Consider the following 20,533-nt stretch of genomic DNA (forward strand, 5'->3'; position numbering starts at 1 on the left):
CCGGCGCCCGCCCCCGATCGGTGGGTAACCCTGGCACGGTGAGCGGCGGCGAACCGGCCGCGCGAACCTTCAACCGTTCGCGCAACCGTTCGTGGTCCATGCCCCCGGGTGCGTTCGGCGCGGTCTGACTACCCTGGTCGGGGTGTGCGGCATTGTGGGTTATGTAGGGCAGCGTCCGGCACTCGATGTGGTGCTCGACGGGCTGCGACGACTGGAGTACCGGGGTTACGACTCGGCCGGAGTCGCCATGGTCGACGGCACGGGTCGGCTGGCGGTCGAACGTAAGGCCGGGGCACTGGCCAACCTGGAGCAGCGTCTCGAGGAAGTCGGTACCGAACGTTTCGCGGGAACCAGCGGTATGGGCCATACGCGCTGGGCCACGCACGGCGCGCCGACCGACCGCAACGCCCATCCGCACAGCGACTCCAGCGACAAGGTCGCGGTGGTGCACAACGGCATCATCGAGAACTTCGCCGTACTGCGTGCCGAGCTGGAGTCGGCCGGGGTCGAGATGGCCAGCGACACCGACACCGAAACCACCGCCCACCTGATCGCCCGTGCCTACGCACAGGGCCCGACCGCGGGCGACCTGTCCGCGAGCGTGTGCGTGGTGGCGCGTCGCCTGGAAGGGGCCTTCACCCTCGTCGTGACGCATGCCGACGAGCCCGGCACGATCGTCGCGGCACGCCGTTCCTCGCCCCTGGTCGTGGGTGTCGGCGACGGGGAGACGTTCGTCGCCTCCGACGTGGCCGCGTTCATCGAGCACACTCGTGATGCCGTCGAGCTGGGCCAGGACCAGGCGGTCACCATCACCCGCGATGGTTACCGGGTCAGCGACTTCCACGGGGACGAGGTCGCGGCCAAGCCGTTCACCGTCGACTGGGACCTGTCGGCCGCGGAGAAGGGCGGCCACGACTACTTCATGCTCAAGGAGATCGAGGAGCAGCCGGAGGCGCTGGCCAACACCCTGCGCGGGCACTTCTCGGGCGGCAGCGTGGTCCTCGACGAGCAGCGCATGACCGAGCAGGACCTGCGCGACATCGACAAGGTCTTCGTCGTCGCGTGTGGTTCGGCGTACCACTCCGGACTGCTGGCCAAGTACGCCATCGAGCACTGGTGCCGGGTGCCGGTGGAGGTCGAGCTGGCCAGCGAGTTCCGCTACCGCGACCCGGTGCTGGGACGGGACACCCTGGTCGTGGCGATCTCGCAGTCCGGTGAGACCGCCGACACCCTGGAGGCGGTGCGGCACGCGCGTACGCAGCATGCGCGGGTGCTGGCGATCTGCAACACCAACGGTGCGCAGATTCCCCGCGAGTCCGACGCGGTGCTCTACACCCACGCGGGGCCGGAGATCGGAGTGGCCGCGACGAAGACGTTCCTCGCCCAGGTCGCGGCGAACTACCTGGTGGGGCTGGCCCTGGCGCAGGCGCGCGGCACGAAGTACTCCGACGAGGTGGAGCGGGAGTTCTCCGAGCTCGCGGCGATGCCCGAGGCGGTTCGGCGGGTGCTGGCGACGGTCGAGCAGGTGCGGGAACTCAGCCGCGAGACGGCGGACTCCAAGGCGGTGCTGTTCCTCGGCAGGCACGTCGGGTATCCGATCGCGCTGGAGGGGGCGCTCAAGCTCAAGGAGCTCGCCTACATGCACGCCGAGGGCTTCGCCGCCGGGGAACTCAAGCACGGCCCGATCGCGCTGATCGAGGACAGGCTGCCGGTGGTCGTCATGATGCCCTCGGCGAAGGGGCGCGCCCAGTTGCACGCGAAGATGCTGTCGAACATCCGCGAGATCCAGGCGCGGGGTGCGCGCACCATCGTGATCGCCGAGGAGGGCGACGAGACGGTGCGTCCGTTCGCCGACGAGCTCGTCGAGATTCCGGCGGTGCCGACGTTGCTGCAGCCGCTGGTGTCGACGGTGCCGTTGCAGGTGTTGTCCGCGGAGATCGCCCGCACTCGCGGATACGACGTCGACAAACCTCGTAATCTGGCGAAGTCGGTCACCGTGGAGTGACGCCGGTTGTCGGCATCGCCGGACGTGCACAGCATTGTCCGTGGTGCCGTTGTCCGTGACGGCGCCGCCGCCCTGCGACAGCGCCGTCTTCGGCGGAGCGGTTGTTCGCCCAGGTGCACAACGTCGAACGCGAGGAGAGCCCGTGCGGGGAGTGTGGACGCCGGACCAGGTGCGCGCTGCCGAGCAGCGGCTCTTCGAACGCACTGCCGAGCCTGCCGTCATGCGGCGTGCCGCCCATGCGGTGTCCCTGCACACCGCTCGCCTGCTCGGGCGGTGCACGGGTGCCGTTTCCGGCAGGCACGTCACCCTGCTCGTCGGTGCGGGCAACAACGGTGGTGATGCGCTGTGGGCCGGGGCATTCCTGCGCAAGCGGGGCGTCGGGGTGACCGCCCTGCTGCTGGCTCCGGACAAGACGCATGCCGCCGGGCTGGCGGCGTTTCGTCGGGCCGGTGGCCGGGCGGTCGACGTCGAGGGCCCCGGTGCCGACACCGCAGGCGTCGGTGCGCAGGCCTCGGCGGCGTTGGAGCGCGCCGATGTCGTGATCGACGGCATCGTGGGGTTGGCGGCGCGCGGCCCGCTCCGCCCGCGAGCTGCCGAGCTGGTCCGGCGCATCCTCGTTCCGATCGTGGCCGTCGACCTGCCCAGCGGCGTCGACCCGCTCACCGGGGTGGCGGACGGTCCTGCGGTCCGAGCCGAGGTCACCGTGACTTTCGGTGGCCGCAAGCCCGCGCATGTTCTCGGCGCGGGACCGGTGCATTCGGGAGCGGTCGCAGTGATCGACATCGGCCTCGATCCGTATCTGGAGGAGCCGGAGTTCGTGCTGCTGGATGTCGCCGATGTCGGTGCGGGATGGCCGGTCCCCGCGCCGAGGGACGACAAGTACAGCCAGGGCGTGGTCGGTGTCGCGGCGGGCTCTGCGAACTTTCCCGGGGCGGCCGTACTGACCGGTGGCGCGGCGGTGCAGGCGACCTCCGGCATGGTCCGCTATGCGGGTCCTGCCGCCGACGCGGTGCGGTCGCATTGGCCGGAGGTGGTGGCCACCGGTTCGGTCGCCGACTCCGGGCGGGTGCAGTCCTGGGCCGTCGGGCCCGGGATCGGAACCGGATCGAGTGGCCGTGCGGTGATGGCGGAAATCCTGGAGTCCGGGCGTGCCGTGTGTGCCGATGCCGATGCGATCACGTTGCTGGCCGAGGATTCGATCCTGTGGGACGCGCGTGACCCGGACGCACCGCTGGTACTGACTCCGCACAGCGGGGAGTTCGCGCGGCTGGCCGGGGACTTCGGCGCGGACCGGGTGTCCGCCGCACGCGAGGTCGCGATGCGGTACGGCATCGTGCTGCTGCTCAAGGGCAACAGCACCGTGATCGCCGCTGCCGACGGGCGGGTACTCGTGAACACCTCGGGGCACGCCTGGCCCTCGACGGCCGGTTCCGGTGACGTCCTCACCGGTCTGATCGGCGCTCTGCTGGCAAGTGGTGTCGAACCGTGGCTCGCCTGCGGATATGCCACGTATGTGCACTCGCTGGCCGCTGAGATCGCCGCATACGGCGGCTCGGGTGCGGCGGGCACGCCCGGTACGGCCACCGACCCGGAGCTCGACGGTGCTCCGGGCGCGGGTGCTCCCATCGGCGCGTCGGCGCTGCTGGCTTCCCTGCCGGATGCCGTCCGTGCCGTCCGTGCGCACGCCCGTTGATCTTCAGCGAGAGTTCGATCCCGCGGGAGGGATCGGACCCACCCCGCGGTAACCCGAGCATCGTAACGGTGTGCGCACGGCGGAAGCGCGAGATCGGGGGTGCTGTGCGAAAATGGCCGGTGCCATGAACGACCAGTCCACGTATCGTGCCGATCTGCGCATCGACGTCGGCGCGATACGTCATAATGTCGCCGTTCTCGCCGGGCACGCGAGGCGTTCCGGAGCACGGACGATGGCGATCGTGAAATCCGATGGCTATGGGCACGGGGCGCTGACCGTGGCGCGGGCCGCCCTGGACTCCGGTGCCGAGTGGCTCGGCGTGGCCTCCATCGCCGAGGCACTGCAGCTGCGCCGAGCGGGCATCGATGCGCCGCTGCTGTGCTGGCTGTACTCCCAGGACGAGGACATCACCCCGGTCATCGGCGCCGACGTCGACGTGTCCGCCTCGACCGTGGCCGACCTGCACAGGATCGCGACAGCAGCCTCCGGTCTCGGCCGCACCGCCCGGGTGCACCTCAAGATCGACACGGGACTGAACCGCAGCGGTTGTCCCGCCGAGCAGTGGCCCGACCTCGTCGACAGCGCCGCGCGGGCACAGACGGAGGGGAATGTCGAGGTGGTCGCGGTGTGGTCGCATCTTGCCTGCGCCGACGAGCCCGGTCATCCGTCGATCGATATGCAGGCCGACCGGTTCGAGCGAGCCTACGAACAGGCCAAGCAGGCGGGTCTGCGCCCGCTGCGCCACCTGGCGAACTCGGCGGCGGTGTTGACCCGCCCCGATCTGCATTTCGATCTCGTCCGGCCGGGGATTGCCGTCTACGGTCTGGATCCGGTCCCGCAGGCGGGAGACCACGGTTTGCGCCCGGCGATGACGTTTCGTTCCTCCGTGACGCTGACGAAGCGCATCGCCGCGGGCGAGGGCGTTTCCTACGGGCACTCGTGGACGGCGGAGCAGCCCGCCACCCTCGCGTTGGTGCCGGTCGGCTACGCCGACGGGGTGCCGCGCGCTCTCTCCGGTCGGATGTGGGTCTGGCTGGCGGGCAAACGCCGGCCGGTCGTCGGCCGCGTGTGCATGGACCAGCTCATGGTGCTGTGCGGCGACGATGCGGTTTCCGATGGGGACGAGGTGGTGCTGTTCGGTCCGGGGGACCGAACGGAGCCGACTGCTGCGGAATGGGCTGACACGCTGGGCACAATCCATTACGAGATCGTTACCGGGATGTATCGTCCTCGGGTGAGCCGAACCGTGGTGGAAACGGAGGCCGAGTCGTGAGACCGTGGCAGGCCCTCGTCTGGACCAGTGGTGTGTTGGGGGCCGCCGTGACCGGCACGGTGATGGGGGCCGCCGCGCACAGCTCCCGTATCGCCGCGCAGCGGCTCAGTGGTGTCGACGGTGATCCCTATGCGGGCGAACCGCTCGGGCGTCTCAAACCCACTCGGCAGTCCACGGTGGCCGCCGATGACGGTGTGCCGCTGGCGGTGCAGGAGATCATGCCCGCCGACGGCTTCGAGGCGGATCTGACCGTGGTCTTCGTGCACGGTTACACACTGGACTCGAGGTGCTGGCACTTCCAGCGCAGGGACCTGCCGGATCTCACCGACCCGCGCGTGCGGGTGGTGCTCTACGACCAGCGCAGCCACGGCCGCTCGGGCCATTCCGGCAGGAAGAACAGCACGATCGAACAGCTCGGCAAGGATCTCGATGCGGTCCTGCGCGCCACGGTCGGCAAGGGATCGATCATGCTGGTCGGCCATTCGATGGGTGGGATGGCGATCATGGCGCTGGCGGAACAGCGACCGAAGCTGTTCGCCGAGCGCGTCTCGGCGGTGGCGCTGATCGGTACGTCGGCCGGCGCCGTCGGCGCCTCCGGCCTGCCCAAACCGTGGTTGTCCCGGCACAACCCGCTGACCCGGGGACTCGGTGTGGTCGCCGGATGGCAGTCGGGACTGGTCGAACGCGCGCGCCGCACCGGTTCCCAGCTCACCTGGAGCATCGTTCGTAATCTGGCCTTCGGCGGAGGTGAGGTCAGCACCGCCCTGGTCGATCTGGTGGACGACATGATCGCGGGAACGACGGTCGAGGTGGTCACGGATTTCCTGGACACCATCGGTTCCCATGACCGGAAGGCGGCCCTGGCCGGGCTGCGCCACTGTGAGGTGCTGGTGCTCGGTGGCGACTGCGATCGGCTGACACCGTTCTCGCATGCCGAGGCGATCGCCGATGAGTTGCCGGATGCCGAGCTGGTGCGCGTCGACGGTGGCGGGCACATGGTCATCCTGGATCGCCACGAGTTCGTCACCGCACACCTGGTCGGGCTGCTCCGCAGGGTCGTGGCCCGGGCCACCGGGCAGAGCGGCCGGGATCAGGAAGGGGTGAGCGGCACATGATGTCGGAGACCGGAACGCGGACCCACGAGTGCCTGCGGGAAGCCGACTCGCTGGAGTTCGGTCGAGAGCTGGGTGCGCGGCTGCGTGCCGGGGACCTCGTGTTGCTGGCGGGACCGCTCGGCGCGGGTAAGACCGTGCTCGTCAAGGGGATCGCCGCCGGTATGGGCGTCACCGGCCCGGTGACCTCGCCGACGTTCGTGATCGCGCGGGTGCACCGGCCCGGTGGGGACGACGGGACGACGCTGGTGCACGTGGACGCCTACCGTCTGACCGCGTTGGACGAGCTCGACGACCTGGATCTGGACACGGACCTCACCGATGCCGCTGTCGTGGTGGAGTGGGGCGAGGGCGTCGCCGAGCGTTTGGGGGACGAGTACCTCGTGGTGCGGCTGCACCGGCGCGACGATGACGTTCGCGAGATCACTCTGGAGCCGCACGGCACGTCCTGGGCCGAGCGGATCGTGAGCTGAGCGAGGCGGCGGCAAGCGGCGAGGGTTCGCCCGCCAGTGCGGACGGGTCGGAAGTTTCCGGGAAAACTTCCGGCGGGGAAGCAGGCGAGCGAAGCCCCCGGCGCCGCGAAGCGTGCTCAGGAAGGCTCGGCGGTGGTGCTGAGTTCGGTGCCGAGTTCCCGGGCGAGCCGCTGCATCAGCGGGATGACCTCGTCGGCAGCGATCCGGGTCATGCGTCCCTCCGGCCCGCTGATGGAGATCGCGGAGCCCGCGGGGGCATCGGGCACGGCGACGGCATAGCAGCGCACGCCGACTTCCTGCTCCCCGTCGTCGAGTGCATAGCCGACCTCACGGATCTTGTCCAGCTCCGTGCGCATGTCGTCGATCGTGGTGATGGTGCGCTCGGTCTGTGGCGCCATACTCGAGCGGGACAGCACCTGCGTGACGGTGTCGGCGGGCATGGTGGCCATCACGGCCTTGCCGACAGCCGTCGCGTGCGCATCGACGCGCCTGCCCACCTCGGTGAACATTCGCATCGAGTGCTGTGAGGGCACCTGCGAGACGTAGACGATCTGCGTGCCTTCGAGCACGGCCATGTTGGAGGTTTCGCCGGTGGCTTCGGTGAGTTCGGCCAGGTACGGGCGTGCCCAGGAACCGAGTGCGCGGCTGGCCGTCTCGCCGAGCCGGATCAGGCTGGGGCCGAGAGCGTAACGCCGTGACGGCTGCTGGCGCGCGTATCCCCTGCTGACAAGGGTGCGCATGATCCGATGGATCGTCGGCAGGGGGAGTGCGGAGGCCTCGGCGAGATCGCTCAGCGCCACCTCGCCGCCCGCATCGGCCATCAACTCCAGCAGTTCGAAGGTGCGTTCGACCGACTGCACGCCTCCGCCCTGGCCGGACTTGGGTTGTTCCGTCCCACCCCGGTCGGGACTCTTCCGATCGGATGCCTTCCGACCGGCACCGTCCTGCCCAACCGCCATCGCAACGATCCTCTTCCCGTCTCGTGGCCGACCCCTGCCGTGACCAACCTTGCCGTGACCGATTCCGTGCGCCCGGTCCCATGTTGGTGCCTCCACCTTATGGCGACCGGGCGGCCCCACCTCCGTACGGGTGGGACAGGTCATCTTGCCTGAAGCGGCATGTGGAAACTAACCTCCACGATACAGAAAACATAACGGGTGTACCGCTAGCCGGCTGTCGCCCCTTCCGAGGGGGTGCGGACGTGACCGACACGGCAAGCTGACCACCAGCCACCGTCTGTGACCCCGGCACCAGAAAGAGGTGGACGTTCCCATGTCCCAATCCACTCCGTCAGGATCGGAAATCGCGCAGGGCGTGCAGGTGCTCGGCGGCACTGTCGAACGTGGCGACGAGATCCTCACCCCTGAGGCCCTCGACTTCGTCGCCCGCTTGCAGCGCGCGTTCGGCAGCCGCCGTGACGAGCTTCTGGAACGCCGTAAGCAGCGACGCGAGGAAGCCGCCCGGACCGGTAAGCTGGACTTCCTCGAAGAAACCCGCGAGATCCGCGAGTCCGACTGGCAGGTCGCCGAGGCGCCCCCTGCGCTGCGTGACCGCCGGGTCGAGATCACCGGTCCGACCGACCGCAAGATGTCGGTCAACGCGCTCAACTCCGGTGCCAGGGTGTGGCTGGCCGACCTGGAGGACGCCAACACCCCGCACTGGTCCAACGTCGTGTCCGGCCAGGTCAACCTCTACGACGTGATCCGCAAGCAGGTGGAGCTGACCACGCCGGAGGGCAAGCAGTACAAGCTTCGCGACGGCATCGAGCACGCCGTGCCGCTGGTGCGCCCGCGCGGCTGGCACTTCGACGAGCGCCACATTCTGGTCGACGGCAAGCCCGCCGTCGGTGCGCTGGTGGACTTCGGTCTGTACTTCTTCCACAACGCTCGTGAGGGGCTCGAGCGGGGAAGCGGCCCGTACTTCTACCTGCCGAAGATGGAAAGCCATCTGGAAGCGCGGCTGTGGAACGACGTCTTCGTGCAGGCCCAGCAGGAGCTCGGCATCCCGCACGGCTCGGTGCGCGCAACGGTGCTCATCGAGACCATCCCGGCGGCGTTCGAGATGGAGGAGATCCTCTACGAGCTGCGCGACCACAGCGGGGGCCTCAACGCGGGCCGCTGGGACTACCTGTTCAGCGTCATCAAGACCTTCCGCTCGGCGGGCAGCGACTTCATCCTGCCCGACCGCAACGGTGTCGGAATGACCGTGCCGTTCATGCGTGCCTACACCGAACTGCTGGTGCGCACCTGCCACAAGCGCGGTGCGTTCGCCATCGGCGGTATGGCGGCGTTCATCCCGAATCGCCGTGACCCGGAGGTCACGGAGAAGGCCATGGCCAAGATCCACGATGACAAGAAGCGTGAGGCCAACGACGGCTTCGACGGCTCCTGGGTCGCCCACCCCGACACGGTGTCGGTGTGCAAGGAGGAGTTCGACGCGGTGCTCGGCGAGAAGCCGAACCAGCTCGACCGCAAGCGCGAGGACGTCTCGGTGACCGCCGCCGACCTGGTCAACGTCGCCGCCACGCCGGGGGACAAGACCATCGAGGGCCTGCGGGCGGCCGTGGACATCGGGGTGCGCTACATCGTGTCGTGGCTGGGTGGCAACGGCGCGGCCGCCATCCACAACATGATGGAGGATGCGGCGACCGCCGAGATCTCGCGGTCGCAGATCTGGCAGTGGCTGCACAACGGTGTCGTCCTCGCCGAGGGACAGCAGGTCACCAAGGAGCTCATCCACGAGGTGCTCGGCGATGCCGAGAAGCAGTTGCGCAGTGAGGACGGTTTCCCGGTCGAGAACCTCGGCCGGGCGGTCGAACTGTTCGAGCGGGTGGCGGTGGCCGACGAGTTCGTCGACTTCCTGACCCTGCCCGCCTACGACTACATCGACTGAGTACGGGTGAGTGGCGTTGCCGATCTGGGCGTGAATGCGTTCGGTGACGCTACCCACGAACTGGTGAGAGGAGTGCAAGTGGCCAGAAGCTCGCTGGAAACCGCGGAAATCGAGCAGCGGCTCTCCCGGCTGTCCGCCGTGGACGAGCACATGGCGAGCCGGTATCCGGGTGCCGCTGCCCGAAGGCAGCCGGTGCACACCTGTTATGTGCCCGCCGACAAGGTGGACGCCGACACCGTGCAGCGGTGGTCGCGGGAAGCTCTGGCCGCACTCGACGAGCATGCGGCCCAGCCCCGGGATCTCGCGGAGGTTCTGGGGCTGGGGCCACAGGACGCGGCCGCGGTGCATCCGCGGGTGCGGGCGAAACTGCTCGCTGCCCCGATCGAGGATCTGCGGATCGACTTCGAGGACGGCTACGGCCGTCCGGACGATGCGGTCGAGGACGCCGACGCGGAGCGTACGGCAGGCATCGTGACCGAGTGGCTCCGGCAGGGCACGGCACCGGACAATGTTGGACTGCGGGTGAAGTCCTTCGACGATCCGCAGTTGCGGGCACGGTCGGTGCGGACCCTGGACATCTTCCTGACCGAACTCGTCAAGGCCCGGGGTGAACTGCCCGAGGGGTTGCGGCTGACCTTTCCGAAGATCGTCGACGTGGCGCAGGTCGAGGTTTTCGTCGAGATCCTCGGACTGCTGGAACGGCGGCTCGGACTCGCCGAGGGGGCACTGTCCTTCGAGATCCAGGTCGAAACCACTCAGTCCATCGTTGATTCGCAAGGCCGGTTCGCACTGCCGCTGTTCCTCCGTGCCGGAGGTGGCCGGGTCAGCGGACTGCACTTCGGTACCTACGACTACACCGCAGGTTGCGGGCTGACCGCCGCGCATCAGCACCTCGCGCATCGGGCCTGTGACTTCGCGCGGCATGTGATGCAGGTGTCGGCAGCCGGTACCGGGGTATTCCTGTCCGACGGATCGACGAACGTGCTCCCGACCGGCGACCAGGTTCACCACGGCTGGCGCACGCACTACGGGCTGGTGCGGCGTTCACTGGAGCACGGCTTTTTCCAGGGCTGGGACATGCATCCGGCGCAGCTGGTCACCCGCTACGCGGCGGTGTTCACCGCGTTCCGCGAGTCGGCTCCGGCCGAGGCGAAGCGCTTGTCGGCCTACGTCTTCGCCACCGGCGGTGCGGTCCTCGACGAGCCCGCGACCGCACGCGCGTTGGCCGCGTCATTCGTGCGCGCGTTGGACAACGGCGCCACCGATGCGGCGGAAGTGCAGGAGATGACGGGCCTGTCCGAGTCGAAGGTCCGCGAACTCGGCCGGTTGTAAGCGACGGAGTGAACGGACTGTTCGACCACTCGTACGAAACGAGCAGTCCGTTCACTCGGAAAAGACAGTCACGGCACGGTCCCTTCACCTTCGGACCGGCCCCGTCGGGATCAGCCGATCAGCACGGGATGTAGGCCGTTCCAGCGCAGTTCGGCCAGGTACATGCCACGCGGTCCGCCCGGTTCCGCGAGATCGCCGTGGAAGACGATGTGGCTCGCATCGGCGACCACGTCCTGACCACCGGGGTCGGTCACCTCGCCGCCAAGCTTGTCCTTGCTCAGAAAAGCCCCGGGTGCCTTGGTGTAGGGGCCGGTCAGTGCCGATGAGGTCGCGTAGTTCGTGAAGTACCGGCCACTGTCGAAAGCGTTCGCCGAGTAGAACAGCACGTAACCCTCCGGACGCCGCACCAGCGTGGGTGCCTCGACGATCCCGGCTTCTTCCGGGCGGGTCGAGCGAAGCAGCACGGTCTCCGGGCCCTGCTGAGTGAGCCCGTCGGCGGCGACGGGACGCAATCGGATCGTGGCGGGACCGCCACGTGCCCGCGCACCGCGCGAATCCTTGTACAGCAGGTATCGGCAGCCGTCGGAATCGACGAAGCTCGCCGGATCGATGATGTCGCCCCGTCCGGGGCCGCAGACCAGCGGCTGCGGGCCTGCGGGTACGAAAGGGCCGCCGGGGGACTCGGCGGTGGCAGCACCGAGGCACTGCTGCTGATTGCCGGGATGAAAGGCGCTGTAGTAGAGCAGGAATGTGCCCTCCTCGCGGCTGCTGACGTCGGGGGCCCAGACGTTCGGGAATCCCTGCGCGTCGGGACCGACCCACTCCGGAAGATTGCTCGACGGCAACGCGTCGGGCTGCCGCCGCCAGGGCCCGTCGAGAGCATCGGCGGTGGCGACCTGCACGTTCGTGCCGCCGCTGTTCGTGGCGTAGGCGTAACGGGTTCCGTCGACGTCGATGACGTCGGGATCGGGAAAGTCACGGTCGATGACGAGGTGGGCGACATCGGACGCGTCCGTATCGCGGGGACCGGCTGCTCGTGCCCGCGTGACCGGCCCGGAAAGCAGGGTCAACGCCGCCGTGATCAGGGTGGCGCGGCGCGAGTATCGAGGGAATCGCTGCACAATCTCTCCCGAGTGGGCCTGTTCTGCGCGCCCAGTGCATCCGATCATGCCCGGTATCCGCCGGATGCGTCCCGCCACCGAGGGACCCTCGAAAGAATGTGGGCACGCGGAAAGTTCCGCGTGCCCACCGATGTTGTCGATATGCCGATGTATGTGGTCAGTTCCTCGTTTCGGTCTTCGTCTCGGTACGCGGGTTGTCCCGCTCGGCTTCCGGAACGGGGACGGGGCCGAGGTCCTGGCCTGCGGCGCCGACATCCTCGGAGTCGGTGACCGTGCTGGTGGAATCCTCTTCCAGAGCGGTGAGCGGATCCTGCTCGCCGTCCTCATTCTGCGCGGCCAGTTCGGCCTTACGCGCGCGGCCGCTGTTGAACAGCAGATTCAGCAGCACCGCGACCAGGCAGCCGGTGCTGATGCCGGAATCGAGCACCGTGCGCATCGCGGCGGGGAAGTGCTCGTAGAACTCCGGCGCCACGATCGGGATGATGCCCACGCCCAGCGCTCCGGAGACGATGAGGGCGTTGAACGGATCGCCCAACCCGGCCTTGCCGAGGGTGCGCATACCGCTGGCGGCCACGGAGCCGAACAGCACCAGGGCGGCACCACCCAGCACGGGCTGCGGTACGAGCGAGACGATCGCACCGATCACCGGGAACAGGCCGAGCACGATGAGCACGCCACCGGCCGCGGCGACCACGAAGCGGCTCTTGACCCGGGTCAGGGCCACCAGCCCGATGTTCTGGGCGAAGGCGCTGCAGGTGAAGCCACCGAACACCGCGCTCAGCGCGCTGCCCGCGCCATCGGCACGCAGCCCGGCCGCGATGGTCTGCTCACCAGCGGGCCGGTCGACGATCTCCCCGAGGGCGATCATGTCGGCGGTGCTTTCCGTCATCGCCACCAGCATCACGATGCAGATCGAGATGGTCGCGGTGAGGTTGAACGACGGTGCGCCGAGCTCGAACGGCATCGGAAAGTTGAAGATCGGTGCCTGCGCGAAGGTGCTGGTGTTCACCGCGTCGAGCGGCCAGGCCACAAGCGAGCCAACGACCAAGCCGATGAGCAGGGCTACCCGATTCAGGAAGCCCTTCAGGAAGCGGTTGAGCAGCAGGACGAGGAGGAAAGTGCCCGCACCGAGTCCGAGCTTGACCGGGGAGGCGTAGTCGGGTGCCTCCGGGTCCTGCCCGGCGATCCAGCCGATCGCAACCGGAAACAGCGACAGTCCGATCAGCGTGATCACGGTTCCGTTGACCACGGGGGGGAAGAACCGCACCATCCGGGAGAAATACGGTGCTCCGAGGAACGCGAGGACACCGGCGATCAGCACCGAGCCGTAGATGATCGACAGCGAGTTCGCCTCGCCGTGCTGGGCCACGATGGCCAGCATCGGTGCGACGGAGGCGAATGTGACGCCATTAACGAACGGCAACCTGGCGCCGATGCGCCAGACACCGATAGACTGCAACAGAGTCGCCAGCCCGGCGGTGAGCAGACTCGCTCCGATCAGCAGTGTCATCTCCACCGGACTGAGTCCGATGGCTTGGCCGACGATCAGCGGTGGTGCTGCGACACCGGCATACATCGCTGCGATGTGCTGAATGCCGTAGGCGGTCAGTTTGCCCGGTGGAAGCATCTGATCCACGGGGTGGACCTCGGATCTTCCGTTGCGGGTGCCGCGGTTGTGCCGTTTGGTGAACAGGGCCATAGGGGACTCCTGGGCCGCTTGGAAAGGTCAGATCATAGAACTATCGGTGCCGGGATATGGAGCGATTTCCTCTGTGTTTCGGGCACGCGAAGAAAAATATCCACAAAGGTTTGCCCGCGGACCGTCCTCGTGGTGTTCCGGGGCGTGCGGGGCCGCCGGAGAACGGCGGCCCCTGCCGCATTGATCAGAACGCCGTGCTGATCAGAACTCGGGCAGGCTGTACCAGGCCTGTGGCGCCGGCTGTACGTCGTCACGGGTCACAGTGCCCTCGATCAGTCCGTAAGGACGGTCGGCGGCGATGTACACCTCGTTCTCGTTGTTCAGACCGAACGGTTCCAGGTCGTAAAGGAAGTTGTGCTTGTTCGGCAGGGACATCCGGATCTCGGCGACATCCGGCTGCTGCTCGAGCACTGCCTTGCCCATCTCGTAGAGGGTTTGCTGCAGCGCGTAGCTGTGCGTGGTGGCGAAGGCCTCCAGCATGGTGCTGCGGATGGCCTCGAAACTCTTGGCCCAGTTCACATCGGTGCTCAGGTAGCGCCAGCGCGCGGTCACGGCGGTGGCCAGGATCCGATCGGTGGTCTCGGTCAATGTCGTGTACTTGTCCTTCGGATAGCCCCAGAACTCGGAGCCGGTGGACTTGAGTACGACCAGGTCCTTCAAGCCGGAGACCACATAGGCCTGCGAACCGTCGATGGTCACCGCGGTGGTGCGCTTCTCCTCACCGGCGCGGGAGAAGGAATGATCGTGGTCGGCTCCGTCGACGGGGATCCGCTGCCAACTGTACTCGTCGATGAGTACGCGCGCTCCCTCGACGGGCTCCTGGGAGTCGACGAAGTGCCGCCCGAGACGCAGCGCGAAATCCTCGATCTCACCGACCGGAGACTCCTTGGCCAGGGCGAAGACGGTGTTCTTCTGCGTGTCGGTCGGCAGCACGTTGCTGTTGTCGCCGGTCAGGTGCGTCTCGTCGAACGCCCCGCGCAGCGAGGTGCTGACGTTGAGGTCCTTGATGTTGTGGCGATCGCTGCTGCGGTCGACCGTGACGAGGCGGCACTCGGCCTTGCCGTACTGGTTCTGACCAATGACGATACCCATGGTGGATCAACTCCCTCGGTAGGTGGAATAGGCGAACGGACTCAACAGGAGCGGCACGTGGTAGTGCTGCTCGGGATCGCCGATGCGGAAGGTGATCTGCACCTGCGGATAGAAGGACTCGGTGCCCAGCCGTTCGAAGTAGGCACCGGTGGCGAAGGTCAGCCGGTAGTCGCCGACCTCCAGTCGTTGCGGACCGAGTTGCTTGACCCGGCCGTCGTCGTTGGTTTCCGCCTCGGCCAGCTGCTTCCAGTCGGATCCGTCGGCGGCCTCCAGTCGGACCGCGATCCCTGCCGCGGGCAGGCCGCGTGCGGCGTCCAGCACATGCGTGGTCACCGCACTGACTGTGTCGGTACTCAACTCTCGATCACCTTTGCCAGTCGCAGTCGTGCGATCTTGCGTAGTTCTTCGGCCACGATCCGCTTTTCCGTGTCCCGGTCGTTGTCCAGGCGGGAGTGCAGGATCTCCAGGAGTTCGGTGCCGCTGCGGCCACTGGCGCAGACCAGGTAAACGTGACCGAACCGCCGCTCGTATTCCCGGTTGCCCGCACGGAGTGCCGTGGTCAGTTCGGTGTCCTCGTCGCTCACTCCGGACTGCTCACTGCGTGACCACGACGAGGAGGTGTCGTCGCCCTCCGAGCGCTCCCCGATGCGGGGGTGGGCTGCGAGGGCGGACCGGATCTCGTCGTCGGTGAGGTCGGGTGCTGCCGTGTCGGCCGCTTCGTACAGTTCGGCGGCTGTGGCATAGGGACGCCGATCGGCGATCTCGTGTGCCCAGCGTTGCACGTCGAGGCAGGCAAGTAGCTGCTTGACCAGGTCCGGTCGGGGCAGGCCGTTGACTCTGCCGAGACCGGGACCGGTGTCGGTCGATGATGGTGCTGACATAGGTAAGACCCCACGGGTTCGGTCCTGGTGCTCCGGTGTGGGCCAGTGGTCGGCCGGGAGCGGCTTCGGTTGGGCAGAAGCTACGCTCACGCCACGCGAGTCGTCAACACTTTGTTGAAGTTGCTGGGTCGGCGGTTGTGCACCGGCACAATTCCGGCCCTGCCAGCCGAGCCGGGACTCCGGGAGCGGGGCTCAGCGTTTCGAGCTTGCCTGCTCGCGGTTCAGATAGTTGTACACGGTGAACCGGCTGACGCCGAGCGTTTTCGCGATCGATTCGACCGACTTGCGCAGGGTGAACGCACCGCGCTCCTCCAGGAGCCGTACGGCGCGTTGCTTGTCGGCACGCGGTAGGTCCGCCAACCGGGCGCCGAGTTCCGCTTCGACCTGTCCGATCACCCGATCCAGTGCGCTGGTCAGTTCCTCGTCGGGAAGCCGGACGGCGATCGCCGGTGCTCCTTCCCAGTACAGGACGATGTCACCGGGCACGCGTTCCTCGACGGGCACGACGGTGGCGCCGATGTGGTTCAACAGCGGGGCGAGTGCGGTGGAGAGTTCGTGCACGGCGTGCTCCTAGAACTCCTCGGCGGACTCGTCGACGATGGCGTCGTCGATGCTGACCTGCATCGTGATCCTGTCCGCTCCCGCATCCAGGGCCTTGTCCAGCATCGAGGCCAGCGCGGGCAGGACCGCCTCGCGTTCCCCGCTGATCGCGGTGCCCAGGGGGCCGAATTCGGGTTCCAGACCCGACGAGCGCAGGCTGTCGCGCGCCGCGAAGGCGTGCGCGGGAGGTTCGCCCTCGCCCTCGAATGGTTCGGTGGTGAACTCTGCTCTCACGTGCATGGGGCTGCTTTCCGGCCGGAAGTACTGCGGTCACGGTAGCCCGATCCGGTGTGGTGTGAGAGCGCCCCCGGTCGGATGGAACGGGAGTGCGGGAGTCCGGCGACGTTGACCGCACGACAGAAGCTCGCTATTCTATCGCTGTACGAAATATGGGTTTCGCGATACGAAATTTCAGCGAATCACCCAGCGAAGCTTCCAGGGGGTGCGGATGAATTCCTTCCGGTACGACGTCAATCTCTCGATCCTGTTCACCGAGCTCGAGATCGCACAGCGGCCCGCAGCGGCCAAGGAAGCCGGATTCGACGCGGTCGAGTTCTGGTGGCCGTTCTCGGAGCCCGTGCCCAGTGACAGCGAGGTCGACAAGTTCGTCCGTGCCGTCGACGAGGCCGGGGTCTCGTTGGTGGGGTTGAACTTCTTCGCCGGGGACATGCCCGCCGGGGAGCGCGGGGTGCTCTCGCATCCCGGCCGTTCCCGCGAGTTCACCGACAATGTCGACGTCGCCGTGGGTATCGGGGCCCGGCTGGGGTGCACCGCGTTCAATGCGCTCTACGGCAACCGGCTCGACGAGACCGAGCCCTCGGTGCAGGACGCCACCGCAACCGAGAACCTCGTGCGGGCGGCGCAGGCAGCGGCCCGTATCGACGGCACCGTCCTGATCGAGCCGGTGAGCGGAACCCCCAGCTACCCACTGAAGACGGCATCCGATGCGTTCACGGTGATCGACCGGGTGCACTCCGAGGGGAACGTGGACAACCTGCGCCTGCTGTTCGACCTTTACCACCTGGTGACCAACGGCGATGACCCCGACGCGGTCATCGACAGCCGTGGGAGCGAGATCGGCCATGTCCAGATCGCGGATGCGCCGGGACGAAACGAGCCGGGAACCGGGCGGGTCGATTTCGAGCACTACTTCGGCAAGCTGCACGCCGCCGGCTACCGGGGTGACATCGGTCTGGAGTACAAGGCCAGCGGAGCCACCACCGACAGCTTCGGCTGGATCTCGGCCTGAGCGGAATTGCAGTTTCGCGCGAAACTGCAATTTTCCCGCGCGGGCAGGACGACACGTGCCCGCGAAAGCGCAGCACAAGCATGAGAACTGGAGGTACCGATGACCAAGGTCGGATTCATCGGATTGGGCATCATGGGCGGCCCGATGGCGGCGAATCTCGTCGCCGCCGGTTATGAAGTGGCCGGCTACAACCGTAGCCAGCCCAAGGTCGACAAGCTCATCGCCGAGGGTGGCAAGGGCGCGCGGAGCGTGGCCGAAGCGGTCGACGATGCGGACGTGATCGTCACGATGCTGCCGGACTCGCCGGACGTGGAATCCGTGGTGCTCGGTGACGACGGTGTCCTGGCCCATGCTCGGGAGGGCGCGCTGCTCATCGACTGCAGCACGATTCGCCCGGACGTGTCCCGGCAGGTCGCCGAGGTCGCCGCGAAGCAACACGTGCAGGCGCTCGACGCACCGGTCAGCGGTGGCGAGAAAGGCGCGATCGACGGTGCGCTGTCGATCATGGTCGGTGGCGAGGCGGATGCCTTCGCCGCAGCGGGTGGAGTACTCGACGCGGTCGGCAAGACCGTCGTGCACGTCGGTCCCGCGGGCTCCGGCCAGACCGTCAAGGCAGCCAACCAGCTCATCGTGGCGGGCAACATCGGGTTGGTTGCCGAGGCCCTCGGCTTCCTCGAGGCGCACGGCGTGGACACCGACTCGGCGTTCCAGGTGCTCGGCGGTGGTCTGGCGGGCAGCAAGGTGCTGGACGCCAAGAACGCGGGCATGCGTGCTCGGCAGTTCCAGCCCGGTTTCCGGATCGAGCTGCACCACAAGGACCTCGGCATCGTGCAGAGCGCAGCCCGCGATGCGGGAGTGTCCACTCCACTGGGTTCCCTCGTCTCGCAGCTCATGGCGGCTGCTGTCGCCCAGGGTGACGGTTCGCTGGATCACTCCGGGCTGTTCCGGCAGATCGCCCGCCTCAACGGCACCGAGTAAGGGGTTCCGACACGTCCCGACGGATAGGTCCGTATCGAGGCCATTCGATCGGGCCGGGCCCGGCCTCGCCTTCCCTCTCCTGCGACGGCGCAAGGCGGGGCCGGGGCCCCGGCGGGCGAGTAGCAGCCCGGCTTCTGTTTCCCAGGTCGCGGGTAGACGGTCCGTCGCCGCCAAGCATCCGGTCCCGCCTACCCGCTCCCGAGTCGATGCGGGGACACCCGCACCTCCGAGAGGTTCTACACCATGCCGAAAGTTCCTGTCATGCAGGCCGTTGTCGACGTGCTCGAATCGGAGGGCGTCGATACCGCGTTCGGATGTCCCGGCGCGGCCATCCTCCCGCTCTACGCCGCGATGGAGCATCGCGACATCAAGCACCTGACCGTGCGTCACGAAGAGGGCGCGACCCACATGGCCGATGGCTGGGCGCGCACCAACGGCAAGGTCGGCGTGGCCATCGGGACCTCCGGTCCCGCGGGCACCAACATGATCACCGGTCTCTACACCGCGCAGGCCGACTCCATCCCGATGGTCTGCCTCACCGGGCAGGCCGTGTCCACCAAGCTGCACCAGGAGGCCTTCCAAGCGGTCGACATCGTGGATGTCGCCAAGCCGGTCACCAAGTGGTCGGTGCAGGTCAAAGAGGCCGCACAGGCGCCGTGGATCATCCGTGAGGCGTTCCGGACCGCCCGTTCGGGCCGTCCGGGGCCGGTGCTGATCGACCTGCCGCTGGACGTGCAGAAGCAGGAAATCGAGTGGGACCCGACGATCGACGCACCACTGCCCGTGCAGCGCGTCGAGCCGCACCTGCCGCGGGTGGAGCGCGCTCTGGACATGCTGCTGGCGGCCGAGCGCCCGCTCATTCTGTCCGGTGGCGGTGTCGTGCTGGGAGAAGCGCACGAGCGACTGCAGGAGATCGCCGAACTACTCGGTATTCCGGTGCAGGTCACGCTCATGGGCAAGGGCTCGTTCCCGGAGGACCACGAACTCTGGGCAGGCATGACGGGTATTCAGACCAGCCAGCGCTACGGCAACCAGTCGTTCCTGGAATCCGACCTCGTGCTGGCCCTGGGGGCTCGCTTCGGCGATCGCCACACCGGTGCGCTGGACACCTATCGGGGCGAGCGGAAGTTCATCCACGTCGACATCGAGCCCACTCAGATCGGCAAGGTGTTCGGACCGGACCTCGGCATCGTCTCCGACACCGGGCCGTTCCTGGACGCCCTGCTGGCGGCGGTCAAGCGGCGCGAGCAGGGCGCGAACCCCGCGGGCGGGAGCTTCCCGGAGTGGGTGGAGCGGATCGGTGAGCTGAAGCGGACCCACACCCGCCCCGACGACTACGACAGCGTGCCGATCAAGGCGCCGAGGGTGTTCAAGGAGATCAACGAGATCTTCGGCCCGGACACCTACTTCACCACCGCCATCGGGCTGTACCAGATCTGGTCCGGCCAGTTCCAGACCACGCACAAGCCGCGGCACTACCAGGTGTGCGGTCAGGCGGGGCCGCTCGGCTGGGAAGTTCCGGCGGCCATCGGGGTGAAGTCGGCGAAGCCGGACGCCGAGGTCGCCGCCGTCGTCGGTGATTACTCCTTCCAGTTCCTGGTGGAGGAGCTGGCCGTGGCCGCGCAGTACGACGTCGGCTTCGTGGTGATCATGCTCAACAACGAGTACCTCGGCCTGATCCGCATGGCCGAGGAGGGCTACGGGATGAACACCGAGGTCGATATCCACTACGACGAGCACGGCACCGACAACGTCAAGGTGATGGAGGCCTACGGCTGCTCGGGACGCCGTGTGACCGACCCGGCCGAACTCACCGAGACCATCGAGTGGGCGCGCAAGGAGGCGGTGGCCACCAGCCGTCCGGTGCTGGTCGAGGTCATGATCGAGCGGGAGGCCAACACCGCCAACGGGGTGCGCATCGACGCCGTCGCGGAGCCGGAGCAGGTGCCGAACGCCTCGTGAGACCCGGGGCCCGTGCAGGCCCCTTCGAGGGACGCGCTCGCCGGGACGCGCGGTGGTGTCCCGGCGAGCGCGGTACCCCTTCCCCAAAGCTGGGTCGTCGGATGCAATGGTTCGACGATCCTGGTGTTCCTCACCGGCCGTGCCGGGCGAGTCGGTGAGGAACACCATCCA

At 67.8% G+C, this 20,533-nt stretch carries 18 protein-coding genes; 10 read left to right on the forward strand and 8 right to left on the reverse strand.

Annotated features, from left to right (window positions below; genetic code table 11):
• The first annotated feature begins 142 nt into the window (after positions 1 to 142).
• The 5 genes from glmS to tsaE all read left to right on the forward strand — a co-directional run bounded on the left by glmS (position 143) and on the right by tsaE (position 6,556).
• On the forward strand, positions 143 to 2,005 hold the full coding sequence (glmS, locus tag JOF55_RS13490) for a glutamine--fructose-6-phosphate transaminase (isomerizing) (RefSeq protein WP_310274117.1): 1,863 nt from the start codon (positions 143 to 145) through the stop codon (positions 2,003 to 2,005).
• Between the two features lie 142 nt (positions 2,006 to 2,147).
• Positions 2,148 to 3,698: an NAD(P)H-hydrate dehydratase gene (locus JOF55_RS13495; RefSeq protein WP_310274119.1), complete on the forward strand. Its 1,551-nt coding sequence runs from the start codon at positions 2,148 to 2,150 to the stop codon at positions 3,696 to 3,698.
• 124 nt (positions 3,699 to 3,822) lie between these two features.
• Entirely contained in the window at positions 3,823 to 4,971 is a 1,149-nt protein-coding gene (gene alr / locus JOF55_RS13500; RefSeq protein ID WP_310274121.1) for an alanine racemase, read from the forward strand.
• On the forward strand, positions 4,968 to 6,086 hold the full coding sequence (locus JOF55_RS13505) for an alpha/beta fold hydrolase (RefSeq protein ID WP_310274123.1): 1,119 nt from the start codon (positions 4,968 to 4,970) through the stop codon (positions 6,084 to 6,086). The genes alr and JOF55_RS13505 overlap by 4 nt, the downstream gene beginning before the upstream one ends.
• Complete coding sequence (tsaE, locus tag JOF55_RS13510) at positions 6,086 to 6,556, forward strand: tRNA (adenosine(37)-N6)-threonylcarbamoyltransferase complex ATPase subunit type 1 TsaE (protein ID WP_374727486.1); 471 nt, start codon at positions 6,086 to 6,088, stop codon at positions 6,554 to 6,556. Before JOF55_RS13505 ends, tsaE begins: the two co-directional genes overlap by 1 nt.
• 116 nt (positions 6,557 to 6,672) lie before the next feature.
• Here tsaE and JOF55_RS13515 read toward each other — a convergent pair whose 3' ends face one another.
• On the reverse strand, positions 6,673 to 7,515 hold the full coding sequence (locus tag JOF55_RS13515; protein ID WP_310274126.1) for an IclR family transcriptional regulator: 843 nt from the start codon (positions 7,513 to 7,515) through the stop codon (positions 6,673 to 6,675).
• Between the two features lie 313 nt (positions 7,516 to 7,828).
• On the opposite strand from JOF55_RS13515, the gene aceB reads away from it, so the two are divergent.
• Positions 7,829 to 9,448: a malate synthase A gene (gene aceB / locus JOF55_RS13520; RefSeq protein WP_310274128.1), complete on the forward strand. Its 1,620-nt coding sequence runs from the start codon at positions 7,829 to 7,831 to the stop codon at positions 9,446 to 9,448.
• A gap of 78 nt (positions 9,449 to 9,526) precedes the next feature.
• Complete coding sequence (locus JOF55_RS13525) at positions 9,527 to 10,780, forward strand: DUF6986 family protein (RefSeq protein WP_310274130.1); 1,254 nt, start codon at positions 9,527 to 9,529, stop codon at positions 10,778 to 10,780.
• 110 nt (positions 10,781 to 10,890) lie between these two features.
• Here JOF55_RS13525 and JOF55_RS13530 read toward each other — a convergent pair whose 3' ends face one another.
• From JOF55_RS13530 to JOF55_RS13560, 7 genes are all read right to left on the reverse strand, one after another.
• Positions 10,891 to 11,901 carry a glycoside hydrolase family 43 protein gene (locus tag JOF55_RS13530; protein WP_310274132.1) on the reverse strand — a complete coding sequence of 337 codons (1,011 nt, stop codon included), beginning with the start codon at positions 11,899 to 11,901 and terminating at the stop codon, positions 10,891 to 10,893.
• Positions 11,902 to 12,058: 157 nt separating this feature from the next.
• Positions 12,059 to 13,600, reverse strand: coding sequence for a nucleobase:cation symporter-2 family protein (locus JOF55_RS13535; RefSeq protein WP_310274134.1), 1,542 nt, complete (start codon positions 13,598 to 13,600; stop codon positions 12,059 to 12,061).
• Between the two features lie 201 nt (positions 13,601 to 13,801).
• Positions 13,802 to 14,692, reverse strand: a complete 891-nt coding sequence (gene pucL, locus JOF55_RS13540) for a factor-independent urate hydroxylase (protein ID WP_310274136.1) — start codon at positions 14,690 to 14,692, stop codon at positions 13,802 to 13,804.
• Positions 14,693 to 14,698: 6 nt separating this feature from the next.
• Positions 14,699 to 15,049 carry a hydroxyisourate hydrolase gene (gene uraH / locus JOF55_RS13545; protein WP_310274138.1) on the reverse strand — a complete coding sequence of 117 codons (351 nt, stop codon included), beginning with the start codon at positions 15,047 to 15,049 and terminating at the stop codon, positions 14,699 to 14,701.
• The gene (uraD, locus tag JOF55_RS13550) at positions 15,046 to 15,573 is read right to left on the reverse strand and encodes a 2-oxo-4-hydroxy-4-carboxy-5-ureidoimidazoline decarboxylase (RefSeq protein WP_310274139.1); all 528 of its coding nucleotides are present in this window, start codon (positions 15,571 to 15,573) and stop codon (positions 15,046 to 15,048) included. Before uraD ends, uraH begins: the two co-directional genes overlap by 4 nt.
• Before the next feature lie 192 nt (positions 15,574 to 15,765).
• Complete coding sequence (locus tag JOF55_RS13555) at positions 15,766 to 16,134, reverse strand: helix-turn-helix domain-containing protein (RefSeq protein WP_310274141.1); 369 nt, start codon at positions 16,132 to 16,134, stop codon at positions 15,766 to 15,768.
• A 9-nt stretch (positions 16,135 to 16,143) separates the two neighbouring features.
• Positions 16,144 to 16,413, reverse strand: coding sequence for a thiamine-binding protein (locus JOF55_RS13560; protein ID WP_310274143.1), 270 nt, complete (start codon positions 16,411 to 16,413; stop codon positions 16,144 to 16,146).
• 208 nt (positions 16,414 to 16,621) lie between these two features.
• On the opposite strand from JOF55_RS13560, the gene JOF55_RS13565 reads away from it, so the two are divergent.
• The 3 genes from JOF55_RS13565 (at position 16,622) to gcl (ending at position 20,362) form a co-directional block, all read left to right on the forward strand.
• Positions 16,622 to 17,422 (forward strand): hydroxypyruvate isomerase family protein, encoded by an 801-nt coding sequence (locus tag JOF55_RS13565; RefSeq protein ID WP_310274145.1) that lies wholly within the window; start codon positions 16,622 to 16,624, stop codon positions 17,420 to 17,422.
• A gap of 99 nt (positions 17,423 to 17,521) precedes the next feature.
• Positions 17,522 to 18,400 carry a 2-hydroxy-3-oxopropionate reductase gene (locus JOF55_RS13570; protein WP_310274147.1) on the forward strand — a complete coding sequence of 293 codons (879 nt, stop codon included), beginning with the start codon at positions 17,522 to 17,524 and terminating at the stop codon, positions 18,398 to 18,400.
• Between the two features lie 243 nt (positions 18,401 to 18,643).
• Positions 18,644 to 20,362 (forward strand): glyoxylate carboligase, encoded by a 1,719-nt coding sequence (gcl, locus tag JOF55_RS13575; RefSeq protein ID WP_310274149.1) that lies wholly within the window; start codon positions 18,644 to 18,646, stop codon positions 20,360 to 20,362.
• The last annotated feature ends 171 nt before the right edge of the window (positions 20,363 to 20,533 follow it).

Source organism: Haloactinomyces albus (assembly GCF_031458135.1).
GTDB classification, from domain to species: Bacteria; Actinomycetota; Actinomycetes; order Mycobacteriales; family Pseudonocardiaceae; genus Haloactinomyces; species Haloactinomyces albus.

Bases quoted from the DNA above. Each gene is read 5' to 3' on its own strand.
- alr (WP_310274121.1), top strand. From the start codon at position 3,823: ATGAACGACCAGTCCACGTATCGTGCCGATCTGCGCATCGACGTCGGC.
- tsaE (WP_374727486.1), top strand. From the start codon at position 6,086: ATGTCGGAGACCGGAACGCGGACCCACGAGTGCCTGCGGGAAGCCGAC.
- JOF55_RS13515 (WP_310274126.1), bottom strand. From the start codon at position 7,515: ATGGCGGTTGGGCAGGACGGTGCCGGTCGGAAGGCATCCGATCGGAAG.
- aceB (WP_310274128.1), top strand. From the start codon at position 7,829: ATGTCCCAATCCACTCCGTCAGGATCGGAAATCGCGCAGGGCGTGCAG.
- JOF55_RS13535 (WP_310274134.1), bottom strand. From the start codon at position 13,600: ATGGCCCTGTTCACCAAACGGCACAACCGCGGCACCCGCAACGGAAGA.
- pucL (WP_310274136.1), bottom strand. From the start codon at position 14,692: ATGGGTATCGTCATTGGTCAGAACCAGTACGGCAAGGCCGAGTGCCGC.
- uraD (WP_310274139.1), bottom strand. From the start codon at position 15,573: ATGTCAGCACCATCATCGACCGACACCGGTCCCGGTCTCGGCAGAGTC.
- JOF55_RS13560 (WP_310274143.1), bottom strand. From the start codon at position 16,413: ATGCACGTGAGAGCAGAGTTCACCACCGAACCATTCGAGGGCGAGGGC.
- JOF55_RS13565 (WP_310274145.1), top strand. From the start codon at position 16,622: ATGAATTCCTTCCGGTACGACGTCAATCTCTCGATCCTGTTCACCGAG.
- JOF55_RS13570 (WP_310274147.1), top strand. From the start codon at position 17,522: ATGACCAAGGTCGGATTCATCGGATTGGGCATCATGGGCGGCCCGATG.
- gcl (WP_310274149.1), top strand. From the start codon at position 18,644: ATGCCGAAAGTTCCTGTCATGCAGGCCGTTGTCGACGTGCTCGAATCG.